The sequence below is a fragment of the Maricaulis maris MCS10 genome (genome assembly GCF_000014745.1).
Classification (GTDB): domain Bacteria; phylum Pseudomonadota; class Alphaproteobacteria; order Caulobacterales; family Maricaulaceae; genus Maricaulis; species Maricaulis maris_A.
In genome coordinates, this window is sequence record NC_008347.1 from 3,137,073 (window position 1) to 3,162,811 (window position 25,739).

Consider the following 25,739-nt stretch of genomic DNA (forward strand, 5'->3'; position numbering starts at 1 on the left):
TTCACGACAATGACGGACCGGCTTGCGGGCCGTCTCGCGGCGGGCCATCCTCTGGCCAACAGGGGAGAGGTCCATGCTTTTTCATCGTTCTGCCGGTTTGCTAGCCGGTGCTTCACTGCTCGCGCTGAGCCTGGCTGTTCCGCCCGCGTCCATAGCCGCGTCGATGCCATTGCTCGCCAAGACCGCTGTCCAGGCCGACGACGTTTCAGCCAGCGCCGCATTCAACGCCCTGATCGAGGACTTCGAAGCCTTCGAACATGAAAACAGCCCCGGCGCCCGCGCCCGCGACGGTGATCTGGAAGCGGCCGGACAATGGTATGATGTCAGCGAAGCGTCGCTGGACGCACAGGCAACAGCGGAAGCGAACTTCCTGCAACGCCTTGAGGCCATCGATGCGGCGGCACTCGACGACAATGAACGGATTTCCCACGCCGTTCTTGATTACATCCTGCGCTTCCGTGTTGAACTGGCACCGTTCGACGAAGCCCGTCGTCCCTTCAACAATGACAGCGGATTTTTCTCCGCCCCGTCCTACGCGTCGGCCTCCACTCGTTTGCGCACCATTGATCGCGCCGATGCCTGGGTGACACGCATCAACGCCATCCCCGGCTTTTTCGATGCCAATATCGAGTGGATGCGCCGGGGTCTCGCCGATGGGTTCACGCAGCCCCGCCTGATCGCTGAACTGGCGGCCTCCCAGGTGGAGGCGCTGAGCGATCCCGACACGCTGCACGGTCTGCTGATCGCCCCGATCGAGGGCATGCCCGAAAACCTTCCCGCCGACGAGCTTGCCCGTGTGCGCGACGAGGCCGAAACCGCTATTCGGGACTCCGCCATCCCGGCCTATGAAAACCTGCTGGCCTTCTTGCGCGACGAATACATCCCGCAGACCCGCGAGAGTCTGGGGGTTTCCGAAGTTCCCGAGGGTCGTCAGTACTACCAGACCCTGGTGCGCTATCACACGACCCTGGATACCTCGCCCGAGGAAGTCCATCAGCGCGGTCTCAATGAAGTCGCCCGCATTCGTGGCGAGATGGATGAGGTGATCGAGCGGTCCGGTTTCGAAGGGAGCTTCGCGGAGTTTCTCAACTTCCTGCGTACCGACCCGCAATTCTATGCCGAGACGCCGGAAGAGCTGCTGATGCACGCCGCCTGGATTTCCAAGCGCGCTGATGACGCCATGCCGCGTTTCTTCGGGCATCTGCCGCGCCTTCCCTATGGCGTCCGGCCGGTTCCAGACACCATGGCGCCGACCTACACCACGGGCCGCTACTGGCCGGGCGATATCGATAACGGCGTGGCCGGCGGCTATATGGTCAACACTTATGACCTGACCCAGCGCCCGCTCTACACGCTGCCGGCACTCACCGTGCACGAAGCAGTGCCGGGCCACCACCACCAGATTTCCATTGCCGCCGAGCTGGAGGACGTCCCCGATTTCCGCCGCAACAGCTACATCACCGCCTTCGGTGAAGGCTGGGGCCTCTATACCGAGACCCTTGCGACCGACATGGGCCTGTACACCACGCCCTACGAGGAATTCGGGCGGCTGACCTATGAAATGTGGCGCGCCTGCCGTCTCGTCGTCGATACAGGCATCCACTACATGGGCTGGACCCAGGACCAGGCCGAAGCCTGCCTGTTGGAGAACTCGGCCCTCGCCCCGCACAATGTCCGCACCGAAGTTCAGCGCTACATTTCCTGGGCTGGTCAGGCCCTGGCCTACAAGTCGGGCGAATTGTTGATGCGCGACCTGCGGGCTCGCGCAGAAGCTCGTCTGGGCACTGATTTCGACATCCGCGCCTTCCACGACCATCTGTTGGCGGACGGCGCCATGCCGCTCTCGGCCCTGGAGGCCAAAATGGTCGACTGGATCGAGGAACAGGCCGCAGCTGTGACGGAGCAATCGGAATGATCGCCTTCGCCATTACCGACGCTCTCGTGGTGGTCGGCGCCTTTCTCGGCATCTATCTGCTTTGGCCGCATCGCCGCGATGGCAAGGTCCGGATGATCCGCTTCGGCCTCGGCTTTATGGCCTTCGCGGCGCTGATCGGCGTGGTCCGGTTTGCATCGGGCCAGGTCACTGAACTGGCAGGCCTGCATGGTATGGCGACCGATTTCGCCGGGGCAGCCGGCCTCCTGCTGATCGCCACGGGACTGATGCTCAAGACCCGCGCCGTCAAGCTGGACAGTGGTGTCACCCGCTATATCCGCTACGGCATTCCGGCCCTGGTTGCCTTCCTCATGTTCTTTCCCGGCACGACAACCCTGATCAGCCTGTTGCCGATCCTGGCGCTTGTGATCGGTCTTGCCGCGAGCGCCATGCTGACCCTGCACGGACAACGTCCGGCCGGGCTGGTCTGGCTGGCCAGCTTTGTGTTGATCGGGGCGGTTTCGCTGCTGATCGGTGGCAGCCGGACAGAGAGCACGCTGGGGATCACCAACTGGCACATATATCATGCCGCCCTGGGTCTCTGGGCGGTGATGGTCGGCGAGGCGACAAACCGGCTGATGAAGCGCTGATTGCCCGCGCCGCTTGACGATAAGCCGCCACTCCACCACTTATCCGCTCTCAATGAGCACGCATGATGACAATCCGGCCGCTTCCGGTGCCGACACGCCGCCGACCCGGCCTGTCGACGCAGAAGCCGCGCTCGAAATCCTGACCTTCGGCTGCCGGCTGAATGCCTGGGAGAGCGAGGTCATGCGCAAGCATGCCCGCGATCAGGGCCTGACCAATACCATTCTTGTGAACACCTGTGCGGTCACCAATGAGGCTGTCCGCCAGGCCCGCCAGAACATCCGCCGCGCCCGCCGCGACAATCCGGACGCCCAGATCATCGTCACCGGCTGCGCGGCCCAGGTCGATCCGGACATGTTCGGCAGGATGCCGGAAGTAAACCGGGTGATCGGCAATGACGACAAGCTGAAAGCGGAAACGTTCAAACCCGCCGATCTCTTGGGCGGCACCGAAAAGGTGCGCGTCAACGACATCATGAGCGTGACCGAGACCGCCGGTCATCTGGTCGAGGGCATGGAGGGGCGCGCCCGGGCCTATGTCCAGGTCCAGAATGGCTGTGACCATCGCTGCACCTTCTGCATCATCCCCTATGGCCGCGGCAATTCGCGCTCGGTGGGCGCTGGCGAGGTGGTCGATCAGATCAAGACTCTGGTCGATAGCGGCCACAGCGAGGTCGTGCTGACCGGGGTCGATCTGACCTCCTGGGGCGAGGACCTGCCAGGCAAGCCGCCACTGGGGCGTCTGGTCCAGTCCATCCTGAAACATGTTCCGGACCTGCCGCGACTGCGCCTGTCCTCGATCGACGCGATTGAAATCGATGAGGCGCTGTTCGAAGCGGTGACGGGTGAGACGCGGATCGCGCCCTATCTGCACCTGTCGCTGCAGGCCGGCGACGACATGATCCTCAAGCGCATGAAGCGGCGTCATCTGCGCGATGACGCGATTGCCCTGTGCGAGCGGTTGAAGTCGGCCCGACCCGAAATCGCCTTCGGCGCCGACATGATCGCGGGCTTCCCGACCGAGACCGATGCCATGTTCGAAAACTCGATCCGCCTGGTCGACGAGTGCCGGCTCGCCTATCTGCACGTCTTCCCCTATTCGCCGCGTCCCGGGACACCAGCAGCGCGCATGCCGCAGCTCGAGCGCGCGGTGATCAAGGATCGCGCCAACCGGCTCCGCGCCAAGGCCGACGAGGCTCTCAGCCGGCACCTCGACGGGATGATCGGGTTGGAGAGGGCCGCTCTGGTTGAAAAGCCGGGCTTTGCCCGCGCCGGAAACTTTGCCGGCATCCGCATCGAAGAAGCCGAATTCCCGCGGGCCGGTGCGCTTGTCGATATCGCAATATCGGGGCATGACGGGCGTGAATTACAGGGGGTCATCACCGGATGAGCGAGAAGAAGCCCGGTTTCTTCTCCCGACTGGCACAGGGGCTCAAACGCTCCTCGTCCAAGCTGGGAGACAGCGTCAGCGCGATTTTCACCAAGCGCAAACTCGATCGCGAGGCGCTGGAAGAGCTTGAAGACGTCCTGATCGCGGCCGACCTGGGCGCGGCAGCGGCCATGCAGGTCACTGAACGCCTGGCCAAGGACCGGTTCGACAAGGAAGTTTCCGACGAAGAGGTCCGTGAAGCCCTGGCAGAGGTGGTCGCCGAAACGCTGACGCCGCTGGAGCAAGGGCTGGATCTGAGCGGTGCCCGGCCCCAGGTCGTGCTGTTTGTCGGGGTAAACGGCTCAGGCAAGACCACGACGCTGGGCAAGATTGCGGTCAAGCTGAAGCGCGAGGGTCGCAATCCGATCCTGGCCGCCGGGGACACTTTCCGCGCCGCCGCCATCGAGCAGGTCTCGGTCTGGGGAGAGCGGGCCAAGTCGCCAGTGATCAAACGGGAAATCGGTGCTGATGCGGCAGGTCTCGCCTTCGACGCCATCGACCAGGCCGACCGCGACGGTCATGACGTCGTCTTGATCGACACCGCCGGACGCCTGCAAAACAAGGCGGAGCTGATGGATGAGCTGCGCAAGGTCGTGCGGGTCATCAAGAAGCGCATGCCGGACGCGCCGCATCATGTTGTCCTCGTGCTGGACGGCACGGTCGGCTCCAACGCCGTGTCGCAGGCCCAGGCCTTCCTGGAAGCCTCCGAAGTAACCGGCGTGGTGATGACCAAGCTGGACGGGACCGCCAAGGGCGGCGCCCTGGTCCAGGTCGCCGAGAAGTTCCAGCTGCCAATCCACTATATCGGTATCGGCGAGGGAGAAGAGGACTTACAGCCCTTCTCGGCCCGCGATTTCTCGCGCGCCCTGGCCGGGCTGGAAAGCTAGCGCTTGGACAACACGCTCGCCCTCGCCACCCTGGCCATGTTGGGCTCGGCACTGGCCCATGCGGTCATGACCCTGCTGACCAAGAAGGCGACCGACAAGCTCGTCTTTCGTGGCCTGACCCAGGGCTTCCTGGCTGTTCTCATTCTGCCCTGGCTCCTGTTCCAGCCCATTCCTCCGTGGGAAGTCTGGCGTTTCCTGCTCACCGGCGCAGTGGTGATCTGGGCCTTCAACATGCTGTTGGTCGCGGCTTTCAACGAGGGGGAGATGAATCTCGCCTATCCGGTCATGCGCGGCGCAGCGCCGGCGCTGGCGGCGTTGGCTGCATTCGTGTTTCTCGGCGAGACGGTTTCGCTCGGACAGTTGGCCGGGCTCGGCGTTGCGACAGCGGCGCTGATCGGCTTTGCCTGGCCCGAACGTGACGGCAAACCCAAGCTGAAACTGATCCTTCTGGCCCTCGCCGCAGCCAGCATGACGGCCAGCTATACCGTGATCGATGCGGCCGGTGTGCGGGTTTCAGGTCAGCTTTTCATCTATCTGGGCTGGTTCTTCGTCCTGTCCGGCGTGACCATCCTGCCGACGGCGATCTTTCGGCGCGGCACAAGCTTCCTGTCCATCGCTCGGCAGGAAACCCGACCGGCCCTGATGTGCATGGGTTTCAACCTCGCCACCTACGGGCTGGCCCTTTATGCCTACGCCAATGCCCCGGTCGCGCCCATGGCCGCCCTGCGTGAGCTTTCCATCGTATTGGGAGCCCTGCTCGCCGCGCTCGTGCTGAAGGAACCCTTCGGCGGACGGCGCATCCTGCTTGCAATCTGCCTTGCTGCCGGGCTCGTATTGCTTCAGGTGATGTAAACCGCAAACGGAGTGCTGACCTTGGCCCAGACCCAGAAAACGTCCGAGCAGGGCTCGCGCCTCCTCATCGATGCCGGCCCCATCGGGGTCTGGATCGTCGTCTACAATGTCGCGCGCATGTTCGCCGCTGACCAGGCGATCTATATCGGCACCGGCGCCTATATGGTCGCCGCAACCATCGCCTTGGCAATGTCGATCCGGATCGAACGACGCATTCCGCCGATGCTGGTCTTCACCACCGTCATCGTATTGTTCTTCGGGGCGCTGGGAATATTCCTGCAAGACCCGGTCTTCATCTACGCCAAACCCACCATCATCAATCTGTTCCTGTCCTATCTCGTTCTGGTCAGCCTGGCGCTGGGCCACAATATCTGGAAGGTGTTCTTCGGGCATATCTTCGAACTGACGGATCGCGCCTGGACCCTTCTCGCCATCCGATGGGCCCTCTGGTTCCAATTCCTCGCCGGCCTCAATGAGGTCATGTGGCGTCACATCACTGACAGCGTGGTGCCCGAAAGCGCGCGCTGGTTCGCCGGGCTGGAATTGAGCGAGGCCTTTTGGTCAAACGCCAAGCTTGGCGTGATGGTGCTGTCGGTCTTGTTCGCCGCATCGCAAATGCCGCTGATCCTCAAGAACCAGCCGAAAACCCCAGCAGAACCCGACGCCTGACACCGACATTCCGTGTTCGGACATTTGTCATTCCTGCGTTATAAATCCGCCCTAGGATGAATTCCCGAACAGGCGGGGGCGGTCATGGCGCACGACAAGCACGACACCAAGGAATTCCATCTCTCGGAGTCACCCGGCCATCTGCTCCACAGGGCCCAGCAGTTCGCGGCAGAACGATTCACCAAGGCGATGGCGGGAGCCAAGCTGACCCAGCGTCAGTTCGCCGTCCTGCATGCGACCGCCGAAGAAGAAGGCCTGACCCAGACCCAGCTGGTCAAATCGACCGGGATCGACCGCTCCACCCTCGCCGAGCTGGTCGCCCGAATGGTCAAGAATGGCCTGCTCGAACGGGAAAAGCTTCCCGACGATGCCCGCGCCAATGCAGTCAAGCTGACCGATGACGGACGGGCGCTGCTTGAAGCGGCGACGCTCGGCGCGAAGGAGGCTGACAAGGCAATCCTGTCGGCCCTCCCGAAAAACAAGCGCGCGAGTTTCCTGGAGACCCTGCGCCGGATAGCGGAGACGCTCGAAAAGGGCGAGGAGGCAGCCAAACAGGCCAAGATCAAGGTCAAAGAGAAAAAGAAGAAGGCCAAGAAGAAGGCCAAGGAAAAAGCCAAGGCAAAGGCCAAGAAAGCAGCTCGAAAATCGAAGAAGGTTTCGGCTGACGCAGCGCCGAAAACCGGCACCTAGTTCCGCAGCGCTCGATCCAGCGCCGGATAGATGACCTGCCGCAGGGCATCCGGTGTCAGTGGGCCGGGCCAGCGGGCCAGAATCTCGCCATTTGCAATGACAAGGGTCTCAGGCGCGCCCTCAATGCCGAGGGCTCGCACAGACTGGTTGTTGTCATCCTGCATGACGCCCACAAACGGGTCTCCCAGCACATCAAGAAACTGATTGGCAGCCTCCGGCGTATCCCGCCAGTTCAGCCCGTAGATCGCGATACCCTCGCTGCGCAAGGCCATCAGCACCGGATGCTCGGCATGGCAAGGCGCGCACCAGCTGCCCCAGACATTGAGCAACCAGACGCCGTCAACCAAAGCGGCATCGAAGCTTTCGCGCCCCTCCAGCGGGGTCGTGGTGAGCGCCGGCATCGGGATTGGCACCGGAGCGCTGCGATCATCCCAGAAGCGCCAGCCAAGCGCCGCAACCAGTCCGATCAAGGCCAACCATGCCGCAATCCGGATCGTCTGCATCAAGCTTCATCCCGTTCCAGCCGACGCAAGGCTTCACGCGCCTGCCGCCGCTCGATGAGAGCGTGAGCGACCAGCCCTGCCAGGGCCAGGACAGACGCCGCCCAAGTCGGCCAGACGAAGGCCGCATAGCCGCCCATTTCCAGAAACTCGCTCATGACACAACCTCTTCTCGCGCCCGGGCGGCTTGCTCACGCTGGCGCTGCAAGGTGCGCACGCGCCGCCGGATCGCCTGGCTGCGCAGACGGTAGAGCACCAGCCAGCCGGCAAAGCAGGTATAGGCCAGGATCATGACCAGGAGCGGCCAGAGCTGGCTGGCGTGGATGGTTGGGCCGTCAAGGCGGATGATCGAGGCGGGCTGGTGAAGGCTCGACCACCAGTCGACCGAGAATTTCACGATGACCAGATTGACGATCCCCGCCATCGCCAGGACAGCACCGGTGCGCGCGGCCTGCTGGGTATCCTCGAGTGCCGCCCGCAGCGCCATATAGCCCAGATAGACCAGCAGCAGCACGAGCACCGAGGTCATCCGTGCATCCCATTCCCACCAGGTCCCCCACATCGGCTTGCCCCAGAGCGAGCCGGTGAACAGGGCGAGCACAGTGAACACCGCACCGATCGGCGCGATGATCTCGGCTGCCGTGTCGGCCAACGCGTGGCGCCAGACGAAATAGACAAAACTGGCCACCGCCAGCGCCGCATAGAGCGCCATTGCCATATAGGCCGCCGGCACATGCACATACATGATCCGGATCGTTTCACCCTGCTGGTAGTCGGGTGGCGAGCCGAGCAAGGCCAGCCAGACACCAACAGCCAACAACAGCACGGCCAGGACACCGAACACCGGGATCAGGGCCCGGGCGAGCTGGTCGAAGCGTTGCGGATTGGAGAAGTAGGACAGCATGTCAGCTCACTTACTGTGCCGCTGCCCTGCGGGCAACTGCGACCGATTTTCCGTCAGCCCAACCGGCTCCGCAAGGCCGCAACAATCCCGAATGGTGCCAGCGCCGTTGTTCCAAGCGAGACGGCGACCGTCAGCAGCAGGTTGGCCAGCGCCCGCTCATCGCCTGCAAGGGCCGACCGACCAGCCCCGGCAGCGAAAATCAGAACCGGCACCATCATTGGCGTGGCGATCAGTGCAATCAGCAAACCACTACGACGGACACCCGCCGCCAGAGCTCCGGCGAAGCCGGCGATCAGGGACAGCGCCGGTATGGCGGCCAGCAGGGCCAGGGCTCCCACGCAGGCAGGAAGCACCGGCACGCCATACATCATGGCGCCCAGCAGCCCGATCACGGGTAGCGGCCACAGCGTGGCCAAGGCCTGCCCCATGACCTTGGCCAGCACCAGCCATGGCAGCGACAAACCACTCAACAGATAAAGCTCGGCGGTGCCATCGGCATGATCATCGCCAAACAGGCGGTCGGCCGATTGCAGCACTGACAGCAAGGCCGCGAAACCCATGATGCCCGGTCCCACCGCAACCAGCAGGTCGGCGGCCGGTCCGATGGCCAGCGGCGCCAACGTGATCGCGCCGAGGAAAAAGGCAGCCGGTCCGGCAGGACCGCCGCCGCCCGCCCAGGCCAGCCCGGCTTCGCGGGAGAAAATGGCTCCGAAAGCGCTCATCTGTGCGCCCCGAGGTCGATTCGTTTGGCGTCCGGCCAATCCAGGGACTGATGCGTCGCTGCGATCACACTTCCGCCGCGGGAACGATGCCAGTCCACAAGCGCTGCCAGGCGCGCTCGTCCACCGCCATCGAGCGGACCGGCGGGCTCGTCAAGCAACCAGATCGGCCGGTTGGCCAGCGCAACCCTGACCAGCGCACAACGGCGCTGTTGGCCCCGCGACAGGCGGCTGGCCGGTCGGTCGATCAGGCTCTCAATGGCCATCGCGCGCATCAAGGGCAGGATAGGATCGCGGCCCTGATCATTCATCTTCGCCCAGAAGCGCAAACTCTGTCTCGGCGTCTCGACAGGTTTGAGGCCATCCGCATGACCCAACCAGGCAACAAGCTCGGAGGCACTGTCAGCCTTTGGGCCCTCACCGAAAACAACACGTCCCGCATCAGGGCGGACAAATCCGGCGACCGCGCGCAGCAGGGTTGTCTTGCCAGTCCCGTTGGGGCCACTCATCAGCATCGCCTGGCCCGGGGCCAGATCGAGGCTGAAATCGCGGACCAGCGTGATGTCGCCGCGGCTCAGCGACAGACCGGAAACACGAAGCGTCTCGGGCTGCAGATCGGGCAGGTCGGGGAATTTCTCGGTCATCGTCGGCATCACTTTGCATGTCGCCTGACAGCACCCCATCCGTCAACGCGCGCAACGCCGCATTGCAGCAAAGCGAATGTCCGGCTAAAACCCGCCAAAACATGTGGCCGTAAACTGCGGCTGACCTCCCCACCGGGTATTTCACCCCTGACCCCATGAGGACGACCCATATGGCCTCTCTCGACAGTTTTTCCTGTAAACGCACCCTCACCGCTGCCGGTGAGACCTATGCCTATTATGACCTGAAGGTCGCCGAGGCGAACGGGCTGGCCGGAGTTTCCCGCCTGCCGGGTTCGCTGAAAGTGCTTCTGGAAAACCTGCTGCGCTTTGAAGACGGCAAGACTGTCACCAAGGCCGATATCGAGGCGATGGCCGAATGGCTGACGACCCGCAAGTCGACCCATGAGATCGCCTACCGCCCGGCCCGTGTGGTCATGCAGGACTTCACCGGCGTTCCGGCCGTCGTTGACCTGGCCGCCATGCGCGATGCAGCCACCAAGCTTGGCGCCGACCCGGACCGTATCAACCCGCAGGTCCCCGTCGACCTGGTGATCGACCACTCCGTCATGGTCGACAATTTCGGCCAAGCCGACAGCTTCGCCAAGAATGTCGAGCGCGAGTACCAGCGCAATGGCGAGCGTTACAAATTCCTCAAATGGGGCGCCAAGGCGTTTGACAATTTCCGCGTCGTCCCGCCGGGCACCGGCATCATCCACCAGGTCAATCTGGAAAATCTGGCCCAGGCTGTCTGGACCAAGGACGAAAACGGCGAAACCATCGCCTATCCGGACACTTGCGTCGGCACCGACAGCCACACCACCATGATCAATGGCCTCGCCGTGCTGGGCTGGGGTGTTGGTGGTATCGAGGCCGAGGCCGCCATGCTCGGCCAGCCGGTCTCCATGCTGATCCCGGAAGTGATCGGCTTCGAACTGACCGGCAAGCTGCCGGAAGGCGCCACGGCGACCGACCTCGTTCTGAAAGTTGTCGAAATGCTGCGCGCGAAGGGTGTGGTCGGCAAGTTCGTGGAATTCTACGGCACCGGTCTCGACCACCTGTCGCTGGAAGACGAAGCCACCATCGCGAACATGGCTCCGGAATACGGCGCCACTTGCGGCTTCTTCCCGGTCGACAATGAAACGCTGGCCTATCTCACAGCAACCGGACGCGACGACAAGCGCGTCGCCCTGGTCGAGGCCTATTCCAAGGCCCAAGGCATGTTCCGCCCGGATTATGATGCCGACCCGGTCTTCACCGACACGCTGCATCTCGACATGTCGGAAGTCGTTCCGGCCGTCTCCGGCCCGAAGCGCCCGCAGGACTGGATCGAACTGTCCAATGCCTCCGCCGGCTTTGCCCGCATCATGGAAAGCGAATACGGCAAGGGCGACGAACTGGACAAATCCGCCCCGGTCGAGGGTGAGGACTATGACTTCACCAATGGCAATGTCGCGATCGCTGCGATCACATCGTGCACCAATACGTCCAACCCGTCGGTCATGCTTGGCGCCGGCCTCCTGGCCCGCAATGCGGTGGCCAAGGGGCTGAAGACCAAGCCGTGGGTGAAAACCTCGCTGGCCCCGGGCTCTCAGGTTGTCACCGACTACCTGCTGCGTGCCGGCCTGAATGATGATCTCGACGCTCTCGGCTTCGACCTCGTGGGCTATGGCTGCACAACCTGTATCGGCAATTCCGGTCCGCTGCCGCCGGCGATCTCCAAGACCATCAACGAGAATGATCTGGTCGCCACCTCGGTGCTGTCTGGCAACCGCAATTTCGAAGGCCGGATCTCGCCGGACGTGCGTGCCAACTATCTGGCCTCACCGCCGCTGGTTGTCGCCTACGCTCTCGCCGGTTCGATGAAGGTCAATCTGGCCACCGACCCGCTGGGCCAGGACCAGGACGGCAATGACGTCTATCTCAAGGACATCTGGCCGACCTCCGCCGAGATCGCCGAAGTGGTTCGCACCTCGGTGACCCCGGACATGTTCGCCAAGCGTTATGCCAATGTGTTCAAGGGCGACGACGCCTGGGGCGGCATCGAGGTTTCCGGCGGCCTGACCTATGCCTGGGATCACACCTCCACCTATGTGCAGAACCCGCCCTATTTCGAAGGCATGACGATGGAGCCGGAAAGCCCGGGCGATGTCGTCAATGCCAAGATCATGGGCCTGTTTGGCGACAGCATCACCACCGACCACATCTCGCCGGCCGGTTCGATCAAGGCCGACAGCCCGGCCGGTCGCTACCTGCAGGAACGCCAGGTTCCGGTTCTGGAGTTCAACTCCTACGGCTCACGGCGCGGCAATCACGAAGTGATGATGCGCGGCACGTTCGCCAATATCCGCATCAAGAACAAGATGCTGGACGGTGTTGAAGGCGGTTACACGCTGAAGGACGGCAAGCAGGTCGACATTTTCGACGCCTGCATGGAGCATCAGTCCGAAGGCACACCGCTGGTCGTTTTTGGTGGCAAGGAATACGGCACCGGCTCATCGCGTGACTGGGCTGCCAAGGGCACCCGCCTTCTGGGCGTCAAGGCGGTCATCGCCGAGAGCTTCGAGCGTATCCACCGCTCCAACCTGATCGGCATGGGCGTGCTGCCCCTGCAGTTCGAGGACGGCGCCAGCTGGGAAGCCCTCGGGATGACTGGCGACGAAACGGTCACCATTCTCGGCATTGAGGCTCTCGAGCCGCGCGCTGTCATGACCGTCTCGATCACCTTCCCGGACGGCACCGTGAAGACGGCCCCGGCCCGCGCCCGGATCGATACCGAGAACGAGCTGGAATACTTCCGCCACGGCGGCATCCTGCACTACGTGTTGCGCAATCTCGCTGCCTCCTAGGGCACAGCGGCACAAGAAGCTCCCGCCCGCGTCACAGCCAATTGATTGGATGATGCGGGCGGGGATGCTTATCTAGACCCATGAAATGGCTTGCTGCCCTCCTCCTGTCCGCTTTCGAATGGGCCTGCCTTCCCGCCGCTGGCGCGTTTGAAGAGCCCGGCGCTGACGATGAGCGCCCGGTCCTGGTGGAACTCTTCACGAGCCAGGGATGCGGACTGTGCCCGGAAGCCAACCGTTATCTCGGCGAGCTTGACCAGCGCGAAAATGTGTTCGTTCTCGCCTATGCGGTGTCCTATTGGGACATGTATGGTTGGACCGACACCTATGCCCGACCCGAATATGTCCAGCGCCAGCGCACCTATCTACCCCGGCTTGATGTGCCACGCCTTTACACACCCCATTTTGTGGTCGACGGCGTTACCGATGCGCCCGGTTGGGAGCAAGACGCGGTTGCCAATGCCGTCGACGCGCGCTTGACAGCTATGCCAGGCAGCCCAGTGATCACAGTCGCCGACGGCCCGTTCGGGTCTTTTCAGGTATCACTTGACGGTGAAGCTCCAGAGGAGGACCTGGATGTCTGGCTTGTCGCCTACGCACCGGGCTGGGCGTCTGTTTCCGTCCGCTCCGGCGAGAATGAGGGGCTCGACATGCTTCACTATAACATGGTGAAGAGTCTGACTTATCTAGGCAATTGGTCCGGCGGCCCGGCCGTTTTCACCGGCGAGAGTTTTCGCCGTTTTGGCACGGTCGCAATTGTCCAAGGTGCCAATGGTGGCCCGGTCTATGGTTATGCCCGCGTCGCCGCCAGAGGGGCTGCGCCCCGCTAACGCGGCGCGCGCTTGGCGAGTATTCGCTGCAGGGTACGGCGGTGCATGTTCAACCGGCGCGCTGTTTCAGAGACGTTGTGATCGCAGAGCTCGAACACGCGCTGGATGTGTTCCCAGCGGACCCGGTCGGCAGACATCGGGTTTTCCGGCGGTTCGGGCTTGTCTTCCGGGTGGGCCAGAAGCGCCTTGATGATGTCGTCGGCATCGGCCGGCTTGGACAGATAATCAACCGCACCGGCCTTAACCGCAGCCACGGCGGTAGCAATATTGCCATAGCCGGTGAGCATGACGACCCGGCAGTCCGCCCGCGAGGCGTGCAATGCCTTCACCACATCCAGACCGTCGCCATCCTGCAGGCGCAGGTCCAGAACGGCAAAGGCTGGCGGGTTGGACCGCGCCACTTCCTTGGCTTCATCTACCGTCGCCACTGCGGAGACGATGAAGCCGCGCCCGGTCATGGCCCGACCCAGCCGGGTCCGGAATGGCGCGTCATCATCGAGGATGAGAAGGGATTTGTCGTCGGGAAGCTCGTATTCGATCTCGCTCACGCGTCGGTCCTCGCAAAATCCGATGGTGACTCACTATCTAGCCCAGTGAGTGCTGCGCCTCCACCCGTTTGCGCGGCCAGCGGATCGAGACAACTGCCCCGCCAGGCGCCGGAGCATTGTCGAAGCGCACCACGCCGCCGCTTTTTTCGATCATTGTCTTGGCAATGAAGACCCCCAACCCCAGCCCGCCCTGCCCCGGCGTTCCCGAACGGGTAGTCACGTAGGGCTCACCGATCTTTGACAGGACATCAGAGGTAAAACCGGGCCCGTCATCCATCACACGGACATAGATGTTCGACCGGTCCCAGCGACCTTCCACCACAACGCGGGCCACAGCGAAATCAACCGAGTTCTCGACGAAATTTCCGATCCCGTAGAGCAGCTCGGGGATCCGCCGCAGGATTGGCGCCTCCCCCTCGGCCGAATCACCCAGTTGAACCGTCACGACCGGCCCCAGCCCTCGCAGGGGTGCACTTGCCTCTTCGAGAGCAGCCAGCATTTCGATGCGATCATGGCGTTCGTCGGACGCTTCCTGGACCTCGCCCAGGCGCTTCAGAATGTCGCGGCAGCGTCGCGCCTGTGTGACCAGCAACTCGGCATCCTCGCTCAACGCCGTTCCAGCCCCGATTTCGCGCAACATTTCCTTGGCGGTCAGCTGGATGGTTGCCAATGGCGTCCCCAGCTCGTGCGCCGCTGCAGCCGACAGCGCCCCCAGCGCCGAAAGGCGTTGCTCGCGCGACAGGACACTCTGTGTCGCCGCCAGCGCAGTCGCCATGCGCTTGCCCTCATGGCTGACCCGCCAAGAATAGACGGCCGTGAAGGCCACTGCGATGAAGATCGCAGCCCACAGGCCAAAGACATACATGCCTGGCAGGTCCAGCGTGGCCTCGCCATACCAGGGCAGTGGCAGGCTCCACAACCACATCGCACCCGTCCCGGCCACGGCGATGGCGGCAACCCCGCTTGACCAGCGCGGCGGCAGGGCGGCAACGGCGATGATGATCGGCGCGGCCAACATCACCACAAAGGGGTTTTGCAGCCCGCCGGTGAGCATCAACAGCGCGCACATTTGCAGGACGTCATAGCCCAGCTGGGCGAACGCCTCCCAGTCGCGGGCAAATTTCTGTGGCGGCACGGCAAGCGTCAACCAGGTGTTGACCAGAGCGCTGAGGGCGATGATGCCCAGGCAAAAGCCGATAGGGAGTTCGAAGCCGGCGAAAAAATGCACGATCAGGATTGTCGCCGTCTGGCCACCGACGGCCAGCCAGCGCAGCATGACCAGGGTTCGCAGCCTCAACCGGCCAAAGACCGGCGTCAGATGGGCGTCCGCACCATAAGGGTCCCAATCACTATCATTGACCATGACATGTCTCCCGCAAGCGTGACCGCTCGCCGCGATGGACAGAGGAGGGGCTTGGCCCTACCTTCGCACACGCAGCAAAACCGATGTGTTTGGACTAACATGCTTCGTCCGCGCGCGGATAGATCGCGCCGGGCTTACCAGGAGTGACAATGCCACGCCCATTGCTCTGGCTTCTCATCGCCGCACCCACCGTACTCCTGATCGCGTTTTTCACGCAGCTCGTGACGAATAGCGACAGGCAGGACGTGCGACGTGGCGCCGTACGCACCAGCGGCGAGGCTCAGATCGGCGGCCCCTTCGAACTTGTCGACCAGACCGGCACGACGGTCACACACGAGACATATGCCGGCAAATTGATGCTGATCTATTTCGGCTACACCTATTGCCCGGACGCCTGCCCGTTTTCGCTTCAGATCATGGCCGCGGCGATGGACCAGTTGGACGCCGACCAGCGCGCCCGGATCCAGCCGATCCTGATCAGCTTCGACCCCGAGCGCGACACGGTGGAGCAGATGGCCCGCTATGTCAGCTCACCCGCCTTTCCGGACGGGCTGGTCGGCCTGACCGGTACAGAAGAGCAAATCGCGGCCGCCGCGCGGGTCTATCGCGTTGTCTATCAACGCGCCGAGGATGCCGGCAGCGGTGACTATCTGATGGACCACTCATCCTTCATCTATCTGATGGATGGCAATGGCGTATTCGTGGACGTTTTCCCAACCGGCGTCGATCCGGTTGATCTCACGGCACGCCTGCAAGACTTCCTTGAGGAAAATCCCGGATAGTCATCCGGATTAGTGACGGCCCTGCGCCGGCGCGAGGAGAGCCCATGCTGTACAGCGTTTATGAATTCAATCGCATTGCGATGACACCCTGGCGGGCCGCGGCCAATGCCACGCGCCAGGTGATGCGCTCGCCGATGAACCCGATGGGCGACACCATGGCCGGACGGACCATGGCCGCTGCAGCCGAGCTGTTTGAATCCGTCACCCGGCGCTATGCCAAACCTGAATGGATGATCGACCAGACCGAAATCAATGGGCAGACGGTCGGGGTCAGCGAACAGGTCATCTGGACCAAACCCTGGTGCTCGATCGTACACTTCGAACGCGATCACGATGCCCTGGTCGCGGCGCGGGGTGACACGCCGGACCGCAAGGTTCTCTTTGTCGCGCCGATGTCGGGTCACTACGCCACCCTGCTGCGCGGGACAGTCGAAGCCTTCCTGCCAGACAGCGAGGTCTATATCACCGACTGGCAGGACGCTCGCATGGTGCCGGTCACCGACGGTCGCTTCGATCTGGATGACTTCACCAGCTATATTCGCGAAATGATCGCCCAGCTCGGACCGGACCTGCACGTAGTCGCGGTCTGTCAGCCTGGCCCGCCGACCCTCGCCGCCATCGCCATGATGGCAGAGGATGATGACCCCAACCGGCCCGCCTCGATGACGTTCATGGGCTCGCCGATTGATACACGCCTGTCGCCGACGGTTCCGAACAAGCTGGCCGAAGAAAAGCCATTCGACTGGTTTGCCAACAATCTGATCCACACGGTACCGGCCCCCAATCCGGGCGCTTTCCGCCGGGTCTATCCAGGCTTCCTTCAGCTGGCTGGCTTCATGAACATGAATCTGGACCGTCATGTCGATGCGCACTGGAATTTCTACACCCATCTGGTCGAGGGAGATGGCGACAGTGCTGAAAAGCACCGGACCTTCTACGACGAGTATCTGGCTGTGATGGACCTATCTGAGGAATTCTACCTGCAAACGATCACCGACGTGTTCCAGGAGCACAAGCTGGCGCGGGGCATACAAACGCATGGAGACCGCACGGTCGATCCATCGGCCATCAGGGACGTCGCTCTTCTGACCGTTGAAGGCGAGAATGACGATATTTCCGGGATCGGCCAGACCCAGGCAGCCCACACCCTGTGCGGCAACCTGCCGGACGCCCTCCAGCAGGACTGGGTGCAGCCCTCGGTCGGGCATTACGGGGTATTCAACGGGCGCCGCTTCCGTGAGGAAATCGCACCGCGGATGAAGTCTTTCATGGATGAAACGGGCAAGGCGGCGCTCGCAACCCGCTAACCCCCTCTCCGCCCAGCACAACAAAAAAGGCGCCGCCCGAGATGGGTGGCGCCTTTTCTGCTTGTGTGCGGCCCTGGATCAGGGCGCTTCGGACGTGAAGGTCAATCCGAGTGAGTTAAAGTCAAAGGTGCCGGCCTCGATATCGACCAGCATGCCTCCGATGCTCAGCGGCGCAGGCGGGGTCATGTCGACCGTCAGAGTGCCACCCTGATTGATGAAGTTGGTCAGCGCAGTCGAAAGCTGTGCCAGGACCGGGCGCGGAATTTCAGGCGGTGCCGCCATCAACCCCATTCCGAGCATTGCACCAGCCTGGACACGCAGCTCTTCCTTGCTGATGCCTTGTGTTGTGGCACCTGCTTCCAGAGCCCGGTCGAGAATTGACAGGTCAACCAGACGCATCGAGATGTTGTTGATCAGCAAGGGCGCCATCAGCTGTGCGACGACGTCCATCTGTGCCTCTTCGTCGGAGCCGTCCATTGCCCCCAGTGTCGCCATGGTGTCGGGCAGGCTCTCGAGGTAGGCATCATAGCCGGCGACATCCTGCCCCATTTCGAGGCGCAGGCCGTCGGTCAGCTCGATATAGTTGTCGCCCGTGGTGTAGGCGCGGCCTGTGTTCTCATCGTAGATCGAATTGGCCGCCATGCGCAGCTCAAGCTGCTCATAGCCAAGCATGCCGAGCCCCATGGCAAGTTGTGCACCGGCCGGTTTTGACGGATCGGGAATCAGCATTGCCGAGCCAAGCTCCGCCGTACTGGTGATGCGCGAACCGGAACGCTCCATCGCCGCCGTGAAGTGATCCATCGAGAAATGGACACCAGACGCCTCAACGAGAATATCGCGAATGGCAAAGCTGTCATAGACGTCGAGCGGTGATAGGAAGGCGCTCTGGTAATAGGCCTGCGCGACAGAACTGTCATCGGCACCGGCGGCGGCCGCGTCCATCATGTCCGCATAGGCTTGCGTCTGGAAGCCGACCAACGAGATCTCGCCCAGGCTCACCGTTACGTCATCGCCGCTTTCGTCAACTCCGGAAAACCCGAAGCCCAGCATGGCCATGCGGCCGAGTTCGACACGGGTATAGTTCTCGATCACAAGGCGGGCGAGGCTGAATTCAAAAAGACCTGACTCGTCGGCGCCGGTGCCCGACAACCCGTCAATGCTGAAGCCCTCGAATTCATAGGTGTTCCAGGCCGGCTCGTAGTCTTCATCGGTCTCGCCAGCAACCGCACGGCCAAAATCAGTTGTAAGCGCCGCATTGGGTCCGTCCAGACTGATCCGGTCCAGGCGGATCACGGTCCCGTCCTCGTTGTCGGTTCCCGATATTCCTTCCAGCGACAGGCCGTCGAACAGGACCTCACCATTGGAATCGAGGCGCAGGGCCTCGAAGGTCATCCGGTCCGCGTGTACCTCATCGGTCGAGTCGACAGTCTCGTCGTCGAAATTGGAGAAGGTCACATCATTGAGTGAGTAACGGCCGTTGCGGTAGTCGACGCTCTCATAGCTGATGGACTCATGGGAGCCGTCAAGGCCCATCCGGGTCATTGCTGCCTCGGCAGCGGACCGGCTTTGCGCTTCCACACTGCCTGCCGGCAACATGTAGACGATGACGCTGGCGGCAGCGGCGGCAGTAAGCAGATTATGTCTCATTGTGACCCCCTTATTGGATCGGTGTTTTCAATTCCCTCAACGGAGAGTTTAACACCGCAATTGCGACACGTCGCTGAAACCTGGCGCTGTTTTGGGGGGATTCCGTGTCAGTCCCGTCCCCCCAATCCGGCCAGAAAAGCGCCGATCGGGTCTTCGCTGGAGTTGTCCGCGGCCTCGTCGGCCGGTTCGGGCAAAGTCGCCGCTTCAATGTCGGTTTGCGGGAGCTGGGCGATGCGCGCCGCAACCGGGTCGACCCGGGCCTGCAAGCCATCACGGGGGGCAGCGGCCAGGAAAGCCTGGAAGATCCGCGCAGGTGGGCCACCGCCGGTCGCCCGGTCGGTTGGCGAGTTATCATCATTGCCAGTCCAGACAACTGTCACCAGCTGACCATCAAATCCCGCGAACCAGGCATCCCGAAAATCGTTCGTCGTGCCCGTCTTTCCGCCGATCGTGAGGCCCGACACAGCCGCCCGTCGACCGGTACCCTGCCTGACATTGCTGATGAACAGATCACGCATACGCGCCCCGGTTCTCGCGTCCAGAACCAATTCTGCCGTACTGGCAGGTGCCGCAAAGACCAGATCGCCCGACGGCGTCTCGATCCGATCGATCCCGTAGGCCTGCGCCCGAACCCCACCATTGGCAAAGGGTGTGTAGGCCGAGGCCAGCTCGACAGGCGTGACCTCAAACACTCCAAGGGCAAGGGAACGGTCGACCCGCATCGTGCTTTCGATGCCCAATCGGCGCGCCAGGCGGGCGACATGTCCCCGACCGGTCTCTTCTGCAATCTGCACCGCGATTGAATTGGAGGACCGGATAAAACCCTCACGCAGGCTCATCTCGCCGCGATACTCGTCATTGTAGTTTTGCGGTGCCCAGTCACCGATCCGCACGGGCGCGTCATTGCGTCTGTCTTCCGGCGACAGACCCGCTTCGAACGCCGAGGCGTAGACGAAGGGCTTGAAGGCCGAACCCGGCTGGCGACGGGCCAGTACCGCGCGATTGAACTGCGAGCGCGCATAGGACCGCCCGCCGACCATTGCTCGCACCGCGCCGTCATGGGCCAGTGAAATAAGCGCGCCCTCGCCGGCACCTGACGCCAGTTCGGAATCGTCCAGTATACCGCTGACCGCTGCCTCGGCCGCTCTCTGGGCATCCACATCAAGCGTCGTGTGCACAACCAGGTCACCATGATCCAGACCCGCAATCCCGCGAACCTGTTCGGCGGCCCAGTCGACAAAGTATTGGGCCCCTTGACTGGACGCACCTCGTGACACCCGAATAGGCGTCCGCGCGGCTTCGATGCGTTCGGCTTCGGTGATGCGTCCGGTTTGCGCCATCAGGTCCAACACGACCGTCGCACGCGCGGCGGCTCGCTGGGCGTCATTGACCGGGCTGTAGCGCGATGGCGCTTTCAGCAAGCCGGCCAGCAGCGCCGCTTCACCAAGTCCCAGCTCACTCGCCGGCCTTGAAAAATAGCGCAATGAGGCCGCTTCAACGCCATAGGCACCACCGCCGAAATAGACACGATTGAGATAGAGTTCGAGGATTTCATCCTTGCTGAACCGGCTTTCGAGCCAGAAGGCCAGCATCATCTCCTGCACCTTGCGGCGCAGGGTTCGCTCGGGCGACAGGAACAGATTCTTGGCCAGCTGCTGGGTGAGCGTCGAACCGCCCTGGACCACACGCCCGGCCCGCAGATTGGCGACCATGGCACGACCAAGACCGATGATGTCAACGCCGGGATGGCTGTAAAAGCGGCGATCCTCGACCGCCAGCACGGCATCAACCAGGTAAGGTGGGAGGTTGTCGATGGTCACCTCGTGACCATGCGCCGAACCTCGCCGGGCAATCAGGGCGCCATCCTGATCGAGAAAGGTGATGGTGGCGGTGCGTTCGATTGCCTGAAGCCCACTGGTGTCCGGAAGGTCGCGCGCTATCGATACCAGCCATCCGCCGACAAACAGCGCGCCGATGATGAACAGGCTGGCGAAAGTCCGGAACCAGGGGAAGCCGCCCGCAGTCGATTTGCGACGGGTTGGTCGTTTACGGGTGCGCGACGGTGCCGCCGAACGGGCGCGCTGCGCCGCCTGTGATTTTCCGGGCCGGCGGGCCATGCTCGATCCTCGTCGCAAACAGGGAGGTCCATCTGCGCGCAGCAGGGTTAATTCCCCATGAAGGCAGGCCTTAAAGGCTTGCGCTCGGATCAGCCTGACTGCACGATATGGCTGAAGAGGGGCCCCACCATGTCAGTCAAGCGTTCACTTCTTGTCCTTGCTGTACTTCTGGGCGCGGTCAGCCTGTCAGGCTGTATCGCGATCTATGAAGGCACCGACTCGGTATGCCCGCATGGCGACCCAAATGCCGACAATTGGCCCTATTGCGGTGCTGCGCCACCCGGCGGCGCCCAGCCCTATGACGACTGATCTGGCGCGGAACTTTCCGACTCGGTGCCTGGCGCCGCAAAGCGGATCAGAATTGTTCCCGGCTGCGTCGGCGGCTCGCGGCCCGTTCCCAACAGGTGAAAAGCGCCATTGGGAAGGCGGGCAATGACAAGGTCCGGACTGTCTCCGACGTCGGCCATATAGGCCTCCAGTGGATAGGTTTCCGAAAGCTTGGTGTTGCGGAAACGCCAACCCTGCCACCAGTCCCGAGCCAATCCGTCATACCCGCGACCTCGCCGGATGAGGGTACGGCCCCGCGCCGTGTAGGCAATGGCCCGGGGGTCATCCTCGACCTTTTCGGCATCGGCCGGGCCGTCGAAACCGGACAATTGGAACACCCGGCTACGCCCCAGCTCCGGCCCGTATTCGATACAAACCAGGGCGTTGTAGGCATCATTTGGTGAGGCCGCCAACAGCGCCGAGAAACGCGCGACTTCCAATTGCCAGTCGGCCGCCTCGGACAGGACCTCGCCATAATGGACTTCATGGCCGGCCAACCGCGCTGCGCGCAGGCGTCGCCAACTGGTATCAGCAATGGTGACCGGGATTTCGGCTTTCTTGAGGGCATCGGCCAAACCGAGGCTCCACGGATTGGCACCGACCAGCAACAAGCGCTCGGGTCCCGACTGTGACAGGCCGAGCAGACGAGCCAGCGGAGCCACCGCAAAACCACATCCGAACACGCTGATAAAAATGGTCACGAAGACAAGCGGCGCCAGGATTGCCGCATCCTCGCGCCCGACCTCGATCAGACTCGCCGCGAGATGGCCGGCCGCGGCCGCCGCCACTACGCCGCGCGGGCCGACAATGCCGACAAAGGCCGTCTCCTTCAGATTCAGCCCCGAGCCCCATGTCGCCAACGCGACAGTGACCGGCCTGACAAGAAGAATGAACACCGCGACGAAAGCCAGATGCCAGCCATTGAGGGCGAGCAGATCGGACGGGGCGAGATCGGCGGCCAGGACCACAAACACGCTGGCAACCAGGATCGATGCAATGCCTTCCTTGAAACGTCGCATCTCCTCGATCGAGGCCAGACGGGAATTGGCCACGACCAGACCAAAGAGCGTCACCGCAACGAGGCCGGTTTCATTGGCCAGGGCATCCGCAACCGAAAAGCAGACCAGCACGGCGGCCAGGACCAGGGGGGCTTTCATCGGCTCGGGAACCCAGCCACGCCGGAAGGCCCGCGACAGGCCTGCGCCGAAGCCGAATCCGAGGGCTGCTCCAATCACTGCGCCGAATACCAGAGCCATGCCGGCCTGAACCCAATCCTGTCCCAGTGCCGTCTGACGGATCGCCTCGAATACCAAGACAGCCGAAAGCGCACCGATCGGATCGTTGACGATGCCTTCCCATTTGAGGACAGAGGCTATCCGGGACGGCAGCTTGGCCTGACGCAGAAGTGGCAGGACCACTGTGGGGCCCGTGGTTGTCAACAAGGCCCCGATCATGGCCGAGAGGTCCCAAGCCAGACCGGCAACATAGTGCAGGGCCAGCACCGCACCCGCCCAACCCAGTGGGAAGCCCAGAAACACCATGCGCCGGACCGGTCCCGACGCATCACGCAGCTCGCGAAAATTGAGCGTGATGCCGCCTTCAAACAGGATCACCGCAACCGCCAGGGCAATCATCGGACGCAGGTAATCGCCGAAGGCCGCGGACGGATGGACCAGCGGAGACCCGGCGACAACAGCCCAGATAGGCCCGAGAATCAGGCCTGCGCCCATCATCAGGACAATCGATGGCCAGCGCAGGCGCCAGGCCAGCCACTGTGCAGCGACACCTGAACCGGCGATGAGTGCGATAGTCAGGGTGAGGTCAGGTCCGGTCTCTATCATCTGGTGGTGTTAGCGCGTTTCGTTCCATTCGTCGCCCCGTTGGCGACATACCCTGGGAGGCTGTAATGGACGCTTTACCGCAAGAGGCTCAACTGGCCCTGACATCTTTCCTGATCGCTTTGGCAGTCGGCGGGCCCGTGGCCCTGTTCGGAGCCGCTACGTCCATCACCTGGCTGCGCCGGATCGGGTCCTTCATGGTCCGCCGCCGGCTGGTGACCGGACTCCTTGCCAGCTTGCTGGGTGGCGCCGGCCTGTTTGGTTCCGGCCTGGCCGACGTGGGCCCTGACATGGTCGCCAACCTGATCGGCACTTTTTTCGTCTAGCTGGCGCCCTCATCCGAGTGGACCAAATCAAAACCGATGGTCCGGCCACCATAATCGCCGTTGTCATACAGGTCGGCCTGGTCACTGAACCAGGCAACCAGATGGGCATGCAGTTTTTCAAAAACACCCTGCAAGGCGTCCGCATCGAGGGGCAGGTTCAGATCGAAGACCGGACCGTTTGCGATGGCAATTTCGACATGCCGGCCCTTCTTCGCGCACGTCAGCACCAATCGCGTCCAGTCGCCAGTGCGAGAGACCTTGACTGCCAGCCCGAATGAAATGGCCCCAAGTGGCAAGAAACCGCTCCCGGAGACAGAAAAGGCCCCCGACCGGTACGGTCGGGGCGTCCAAGCTCCCTGGGGCGGCACAAGATGCACACAAACATCACCCTGGGCGCCGAGAAAGCGGCAGAAGCCGGTGGAAATGTTCTCGGCTACCGAGCGGATCACCGCATAATTGTCCAGCGAGCATCCGCCATAGCGTTCCGCCGCATCGGCCAGGTCGTCGAACCGGGTCCTGTCGCTCATTTGTCACTCCCGTGCGATACCGGCTCAAGCTAGTGTGCTTGCACTGGAAACGGGAGAGGGTCTTGCGACAAATCTTTATTAGCCTTGGCATCCTGGCTGGAATGGCCGCCTGTTCCGCCGAGGATCAGGCGGCGACACCGCGTGTGTGGACTACGCTCGACGGCGAGGCGCCGCTTGTGATCGCCCATCGCGGTGCCAGTGGCGACCGCCCCGAACACACGATCGAGGGCTACACATTGGCCATCGAACAAGGCGCCGACGTGATCGAGCCGGACCTGGTGATGACCTCGGATGGCGTACTGGTGGTACGGCATGACCATTATCTCTCGACCACCACCGATATCGCCGACCATCCGGAATTTGCCGACCGTCAACGTGTGCAGGGAGGCCGCAACGACTGGTGGGTCGAGGATTTCACCCTCGCCGAAATCCGCACTCTGAGAGCACGCCAGCCCTGGCCCGAACGTGATCAAACTCATAATGACCGCTACCTGATTCCGACCTTTGAAGAGGTTCTGGATCTGGCGCACTCGCATGGCGTCCGCACCGAGCCTGAAATCAAGGCGCCCGGACACTTCGTCACCATCGGCCTCGACCCGCTACCCGAACTTGTTCGCATCCTGCGGGCCCGTGGCCTCGATACAGCCGACGCTCCCACTGCGATCCAGTGCTTCGAACCGGACTTCCTGGCCCGCCTCAACGGCGAGATCGAAACGCCGCTCTTGATGCTGGTCTTCCCGATGATCGAGCTGGACCCGGACGCCGATCCACTCACGCCAACCGTGGCGCTGACCGATGCCGCCACCTTTGCCGATGGCGTCGGGCCGGCAAAATCTCTGGTCATGTCGGCGGATGGAACGGACACCGGTTTTGTTGCCGAAGCGCACGCGCTCGGACTAAGCGTCCACCCATGGACATTCCGCGATGATGTCCCCGTTGCCGACGGCGTCAATATCGAATCCGAATTGCGTCGGGCCTTTGAAATTGGTGTCGATGGCGTGTTCACCGACTTTCCCGCGACCGCCATAGGCGTTCGTGCGGACATGGCTGGCGAGTAAAACCAGGCAAAGAAAAACGGCGCGGGGCGGATGCCCTGCGCCGTTCTCCAGATCTTGCGATCCCGGTCTGCCTTAGTCGGCGAGCTGCAGATCAACCGCCTTCGGGCCCTTGCCGCGACGATCCGGCTCGGTTTCGAAGGAGACTTTCTGGCCATCGCTCAGACCCGGCAGGCCAGAAGCCTGGACGGCAGAGATGTGGACGAAGACGTCATCGCCGCCCTCATCCGGTGTGATGAAGCCAAAGCCCTTGCTCTGGTTGAAGAATTTAACGACACCTGTAGACATTGGGAACCTTCCCGGTATGCATGCCCCGCGTCCGGGCATAAAATAAGTGCAGTGCCAGCGTCCTGACACCGATATTACGGACGTAGAAAGTCGGGGAAGGCTGAAGTCTATAGGCCCGATGTCGTTC

The 25,739-nt window shown here is 62.7% G+C and carries 26 protein-coding genes; 14 read left to right on the forward strand and 12 right to left on the reverse strand.

All coding sequences use genetic code 11. The features are described from left to right. Window positions 1-73: 73 nt before the first annotated feature. The 7 genes from MMAR10_RS14690 to MMAR10_RS14720 all read left to right on the forward strand — a co-directional run bounded on the left by MMAR10_RS14690 (window position 74) and on the right by MMAR10_RS14720 (window position 7,047). Window positions 74-1,915 (forward strand): DUF885 domain-containing protein, encoded by a 1,842-nt coding sequence (locus MMAR10_RS14690; RefSeq protein ID WP_011644775.1) that lies wholly within the window; start codon window positions 74-76, stop codon window positions 1,913-1,915. Then, window positions 1,912-2,523, forward strand: a complete 612-nt coding sequence (locus MMAR10_RS14695) for a hypothetical protein (protein WP_011644776.1) — start codon at window positions 1,912-1,914, stop codon at window positions 2,521-2,523. The genes MMAR10_RS14690 and MMAR10_RS14695 overlap by 4 nt, the downstream gene beginning before the upstream one ends. A gap of 52 nt (window positions 2,524-2,575) precedes the next feature. Continuing rightward, on the forward strand, window positions 2,576-3,910 hold the full coding sequence (mtaB, locus tag MMAR10_RS14700) for a tRNA (N(6)-L-threonylcarbamoyladenosine(37)-C(2))-methylthiotransferase MtaB (protein ID WP_011644777.1): 1,335 nt from the start codon (window positions 2,576-2,578) through the stop codon (window positions 3,908-3,910). Next, complete coding sequence (gene ftsY / locus MMAR10_RS14705) at window positions 3,907-4,836, forward strand: signal recognition particle-docking protein FtsY (protein ID WP_011644778.1); 930 nt, start codon at window positions 3,907-3,909, stop codon at window positions 4,834-4,836. The genes mtaB and ftsY overlap by 4 nt, the downstream gene beginning before the upstream one ends. Window positions 4,837-4,839: 3 nt before the next feature. Continuing rightward, the gene (locus MMAR10_RS14710) at window positions 4,840-5,688 is read left to right on the forward strand and encodes an EamA family transporter (protein ID WP_011644779.1); all 849 of its coding nucleotides are present in this window, start codon (window positions 4,840-4,842) and stop codon (window positions 5,686-5,688) included. A gap of 12 nt (window positions 5,689-5,700) precedes the next feature. After that, window positions 5,701-6,357, forward strand: coding sequence for a septation protein IspZ (locus MMAR10_RS14715; RefSeq protein ID WP_150099803.1), 657 nt, complete (start codon window positions 5,701-5,703; stop codon window positions 6,355-6,357). An 84-nt stretch (window positions 6,358-6,441) separates the two neighbouring features. Beyond that, window positions 6,442-7,047, forward strand: a complete 606-nt coding sequence (locus tag MMAR10_RS14720; protein ID WP_011644781.1) for a MarR family winged helix-turn-helix transcriptional regulator — start codon at window positions 6,442-6,444, stop codon at window positions 7,045-7,047. On the opposite strand, the gene MMAR10_RS14725 is transcribed toward MMAR10_RS14720, so the two are convergent. From MMAR10_RS14725 to ccmA, 5 genes are read right to left on the reverse strand one after another with little or no spacing between them, the layout of a single operon-like run. Beyond that, on the reverse strand, window positions 7,044-7,550 hold the full coding sequence (locus MMAR10_RS14725; RefSeq protein WP_011644782.1) for a redoxin family protein: 507 nt from the start codon (window positions 7,548-7,550) through the stop codon (window positions 7,044-7,046). The two genes, MMAR10_RS14720 and MMAR10_RS14725, sit on opposite strands and share 4 nt — an antisense overlap. Beyond that, window positions 7,550-7,705: a heme exporter protein CcmD gene (gene ccmD / locus MMAR10_RS16805; protein WP_083759596.1), complete on the reverse strand. Its 156-nt coding sequence runs from the start codon at window positions 7,703-7,705 to the stop codon at window positions 7,550-7,552. Before ccmD ends, MMAR10_RS14725 begins: the two co-directional genes overlap by 1 nt. After that, on the reverse strand, window positions 7,702-8,451 hold the full coding sequence (gene ccmC / locus MMAR10_RS14730; protein ID WP_011644783.1) for a heme ABC transporter permease CcmC: 750 nt from the start codon (window positions 8,449-8,451) through the stop codon (window positions 7,702-7,704). The genes ccmD and ccmC overlap by 4 nt, the downstream gene beginning before the upstream one ends. Before the next feature lie 53 nt (window positions 8,452-8,504). After that, window positions 8,505-9,173, reverse strand: coding sequence for a heme exporter protein CcmB (locus tag MMAR10_RS14735; protein ID WP_011644784.1), 669 nt, complete (start codon window positions 9,171-9,173; stop codon window positions 8,505-8,507). Further along, complete coding sequence (ccmA, locus tag MMAR10_RS14740; RefSeq protein WP_011644785.1) at window positions 9,170-9,814, reverse strand: heme ABC exporter ATP-binding protein CcmA; 645 nt, start codon at window positions 9,812-9,814, stop codon at window positions 9,170-9,172. The genes MMAR10_RS14735 and ccmA overlap by 4 nt, the downstream gene beginning before the upstream one ends. Before the next feature lie 170 nt (window positions 9,815-9,984). Here ccmA and acnA point away from each other — a divergent pair, with 170 nt between their 5' ends. Both acnA and MMAR10_RS14750 read left to right on the forward strand, forming a co-directional pair. After that, window positions 9,985-12,660, forward strand: coding sequence for an aconitate hydratase AcnA (gene acnA, locus MMAR10_RS14745; RefSeq protein ID WP_011644786.1), 2,676 nt, complete (start codon window positions 9,985-9,987; stop codon window positions 12,658-12,660). 80 nt (window positions 12,661-12,740) lie between these two features. Then, window positions 12,741-13,487 carry a DUF1223 domain-containing protein gene (locus MMAR10_RS14750; RefSeq protein WP_011644787.1) on the forward strand — a complete coding sequence of 249 codons (747 nt, stop codon included), beginning with the start codon at window positions 12,741-12,743 and terminating at the stop codon, window positions 13,485-13,487. On the opposite strand, the gene MMAR10_RS14755 is transcribed toward MMAR10_RS14750, so the two are convergent. Both MMAR10_RS14755 and MMAR10_RS14760 read right to left on the reverse strand, forming a co-directional pair. Beyond that, the gene (locus tag MMAR10_RS14755) at window positions 13,484-14,035 is read right to left on the reverse strand and encodes an ActR/PrrA/RegA family redox response regulator transcription factor (protein ID WP_011644788.1); all 552 of its coding nucleotides are present in this window, start codon (window positions 14,033-14,035) and stop codon (window positions 13,484-13,486) included. The two genes, MMAR10_RS14750 and MMAR10_RS14755, sit on opposite strands and share 4 nt — an antisense overlap. A gap of 37 nt (window positions 14,036-14,072) precedes the next feature. Beyond that, window positions 14,073-15,398, reverse strand: a complete 1,326-nt coding sequence (locus MMAR10_RS14760; protein ID WP_011644789.1) for an ActS/PrrB/RegB family redox-sensitive histidine kinase — start codon at window positions 15,396-15,398, stop codon at window positions 14,073-14,075. 149 nt (window positions 15,399-15,547) lie between these two features. On the opposite strand from MMAR10_RS14760, the gene MMAR10_RS14765 reads away from it, so the two are divergent. Next, complete coding sequence (locus MMAR10_RS14765; protein ID WP_011644790.1) at window positions 15,548-16,180, forward strand: SCO family protein; 633 nt, start codon at window positions 15,548-15,550, stop codon at window positions 16,178-16,180. A gap of 44 nt (window positions 16,181-16,224) precedes the next feature. Continuing rightward, a complete protein-coding gene (locus MMAR10_RS14770; RefSeq protein WP_011644791.1) occupies window positions 16,225-17,487 on the forward strand; it encodes a polyhydroxyalkanoate depolymerase in 1,263 nt (420 codons plus the stop codon). 78 nt (window positions 17,488-17,565) lie between these two features. Here MMAR10_RS14770 and MMAR10_RS14775 read toward each other — a convergent pair whose 3' ends face one another. Next, complete coding sequence (locus tag MMAR10_RS14775) at window positions 17,566-19,134, reverse strand: hypothetical protein (RefSeq protein WP_011644792.1); 1,569 nt, start codon at window positions 19,132-19,134, stop codon at window positions 17,566-17,568. A gap of 107 nt (window positions 19,135-19,241) precedes the next feature. Next, window positions 19,242-21,251: a transglycosylase domain-containing protein gene (locus tag MMAR10_RS14780; RefSeq protein WP_011644793.1), complete on the reverse strand. Its 2,010-nt coding sequence runs from the start codon at window positions 21,249-21,251 to the stop codon at window positions 19,242-19,244. A 129-nt stretch (window positions 21,252-21,380) separates the two neighbouring features. On the opposite strand from MMAR10_RS14780, the gene MMAR10_RS14785 reads away from it, so the two are divergent. Beyond that, window positions 21,381-21,560 (forward strand): hypothetical protein, encoded by a 180-nt coding sequence (locus MMAR10_RS14785; protein WP_041637058.1) that lies wholly within the window; start codon window positions 21,381-21,383, stop codon window positions 21,558-21,560. Here MMAR10_RS14785 and MMAR10_RS14790 read toward each other — a convergent pair. Further along, a complete protein-coding gene (locus tag MMAR10_RS14790; RefSeq protein WP_011644794.1) occupies window positions 21,548-23,419 on the reverse strand; it encodes a cation:proton antiporter in 1,872 nt (623 codons plus the stop codon). The two genes, MMAR10_RS14785 and MMAR10_RS14790, sit on opposite strands and share 13 nt — an antisense overlap. A 65-nt stretch (window positions 23,420-23,484) precedes the next feature. Here MMAR10_RS14790 and MMAR10_RS14795 point away from each other — a divergent pair, with 65 nt between their 5' ends. Continuing rightward, complete coding sequence (locus MMAR10_RS14795) at window positions 23,485-23,742, forward strand: hypothetical protein (RefSeq protein WP_011644795.1); 258 nt, start codon at window positions 23,485-23,487, stop codon at window positions 23,740-23,742. Here the strand turns inward: MMAR10_RS14795 and MMAR10_RS14800 are convergent. Continuing rightward, window positions 23,739-24,269 (reverse strand): hypothetical protein, encoded by a 531-nt coding sequence (locus MMAR10_RS14800; protein WP_011644796.1) that lies wholly within the window; start codon window positions 24,267-24,269, stop codon window positions 23,739-23,741. The two genes, MMAR10_RS14795 and MMAR10_RS14800, sit on opposite strands and share 4 nt — an antisense overlap. Window positions 24,270-24,331: 62 nt before the next feature. Here MMAR10_RS14800 and MMAR10_RS14805 point away from each other — a divergent pair, with 62 nt between their 5' ends. Beyond that, entirely contained in the window at window positions 24,332-25,327 is a 996-nt protein-coding gene (locus MMAR10_RS14805; protein ID WP_041637059.1) for a glycerophosphodiester phosphodiesterase family protein, read from the forward strand. Between the two features lie 72 nt (window positions 25,328-25,399). On the opposite strand, the gene MMAR10_RS14810 is transcribed toward MMAR10_RS14805, so the two are convergent. Further along, window positions 25,400-25,612 (reverse strand): cold-shock protein, encoded by a 213-nt coding sequence (locus MMAR10_RS14810; protein ID WP_011644798.1) that lies wholly within the window; start codon window positions 25,610-25,612, stop codon window positions 25,400-25,402. Between the last annotated feature and the right edge of the window lie 127 nt (window positions 25,613-25,739).

Excerpts from the sequence above, each read along its gene's own strand:
- MMAR10_RS14765 (WP_011644790.1), top strand. The coding sequence starts at position 15,548 with ATGCCACGCCCATTGCTCTGGCTTCTCATCGCCGCACCCACCGTACTC.
- ftsY (WP_011644778.1), top strand. The coding sequence starts at position 3,907 with ATGAGCGAGAAGAAGCCCGGTTTCTTCTCCCGACTGGCACAGGGGCTC.
- MMAR10_RS14795 (WP_011644795.1), top strand. The coding sequence starts at position 23,485 with ATGGACGCTTTACCGCAAGAGGCTCAACTGGCCCTGACATCTTTCCTG.
- ccmA (WP_011644785.1), bottom strand. The coding sequence starts at position 9,814 with ATGACCGAGAAATTCCCCGACCTGCCCGATCTGCAGCCCGAGACGCTT.
- MMAR10_RS14725 (WP_011644782.1), bottom strand. The coding sequence starts at position 7,550 with ATGCAGACGATCCGGATTGCGGCATGGTTGGCCTTGATCGGACTGGTT.
- ccmC (WP_011644783.1), bottom strand. The coding sequence starts at position 8,451 with ATGCTGTCCTACTTCTCCAATCCGCAACGCTTCGACCAGCTCGCCCGG.
- MMAR10_RS14735 (WP_011644784.1), bottom strand. The coding sequence starts at position 9,173 with ATGAGCGCTTTCGGAGCCATTTTCTCCCGCGAAGCCGGGCTGGCCTGG.
- MMAR10_RS14750 (WP_011644787.1), top strand. The coding sequence starts at position 12,741 with ATGAAATGGCTTGCTGCCCTCCTCCTGTCCGCTTTCGAATGGGCCTGC.
- acnA (WP_011644786.1), top strand. The coding sequence starts at position 9,985 with ATGGCCTCTCTCGACAGTTTTTCCTGTAAACGCACCCTCACCGCTGCC.
- MMAR10_RS14790 (WP_011644794.1), bottom strand. The coding sequence starts at position 23,419 with ATGATAGAGACCGGACCTGACCTCACCCTGACTATCGCACTCATCGCC.
- MMAR10_RS14780 (WP_011644793.1), bottom strand. The coding sequence starts at position 21,251 with ATGGCCCGCCGGCCCGGAAAATCACAGGCGGCGCAGCGCGCCCGTTCG.
- mtaB (WP_011644777.1), top strand. The coding sequence starts at position 2,576 with ATGAGCACGCATGATGACAATCCGGCCGCTTCCGGTGCCGACACGCCG.
- MMAR10_RS14760 (WP_011644789.1), bottom strand. The coding sequence starts at position 15,398 with ATGGTCAATGATAGTGATTGGGACCCTTATGGTGCGGACGCCCATCTG.
- MMAR10_RS14785 (WP_041637058.1), top strand. The coding sequence starts at position 21,381 with ATGTCAGTCAAGCGTTCACTTCTTGTCCTTGCTGTACTTCTGGGCGCG.
- ccmD (WP_083759596.1), bottom strand. The coding sequence starts at position 7,705 with ATGAGCGAGTTTCTGGAAATGGGCGGCTATGCGGCCTTCGTCTGGCCG.
- MMAR10_RS14800 (WP_011644796.1), bottom strand. The coding sequence starts at position 24,269 with ATGAGCGACAGGACCCGGTTCGACGACCTGGCCGATGCGGCGGAACGC.
- MMAR10_RS14720 (WP_011644781.1), top strand. The coding sequence starts at position 6,442 with ATGGCGCACGACAAGCACGACACCAAGGAATTCCATCTCTCGGAGTCA.
- MMAR10_RS14810 (WP_011644798.1), bottom strand. The coding sequence starts at position 25,612 with ATGTCTACAGGTGTCGTTAAATTCTTCAACCAGAGCAAGGGCTTTGGC.
- MMAR10_RS14695 (WP_011644776.1), top strand. The coding sequence starts at position 1,912 with ATGATCGCCTTCGCCATTACCGACGCTCTCGTGGTGGTCGGCGCCTTT.
- MMAR10_RS14770 (WP_011644791.1), top strand. The coding sequence starts at position 16,225 with ATGCTGTACAGCGTTTATGAATTCAATCGCATTGCGATGACACCCTGG.
- MMAR10_RS14775 (WP_011644792.1), bottom strand. The coding sequence starts at position 19,134 with ATGAGACATAATCTGCTTACTGCCGCCGCTGCCGCCAGCGTCATCGTC.
- MMAR10_RS14690 (WP_011644775.1), top strand. The coding sequence starts at position 74 with ATGCTTTTTCATCGTTCTGCCGGTTTGCTAGCCGGTGCTTCACTGCTC.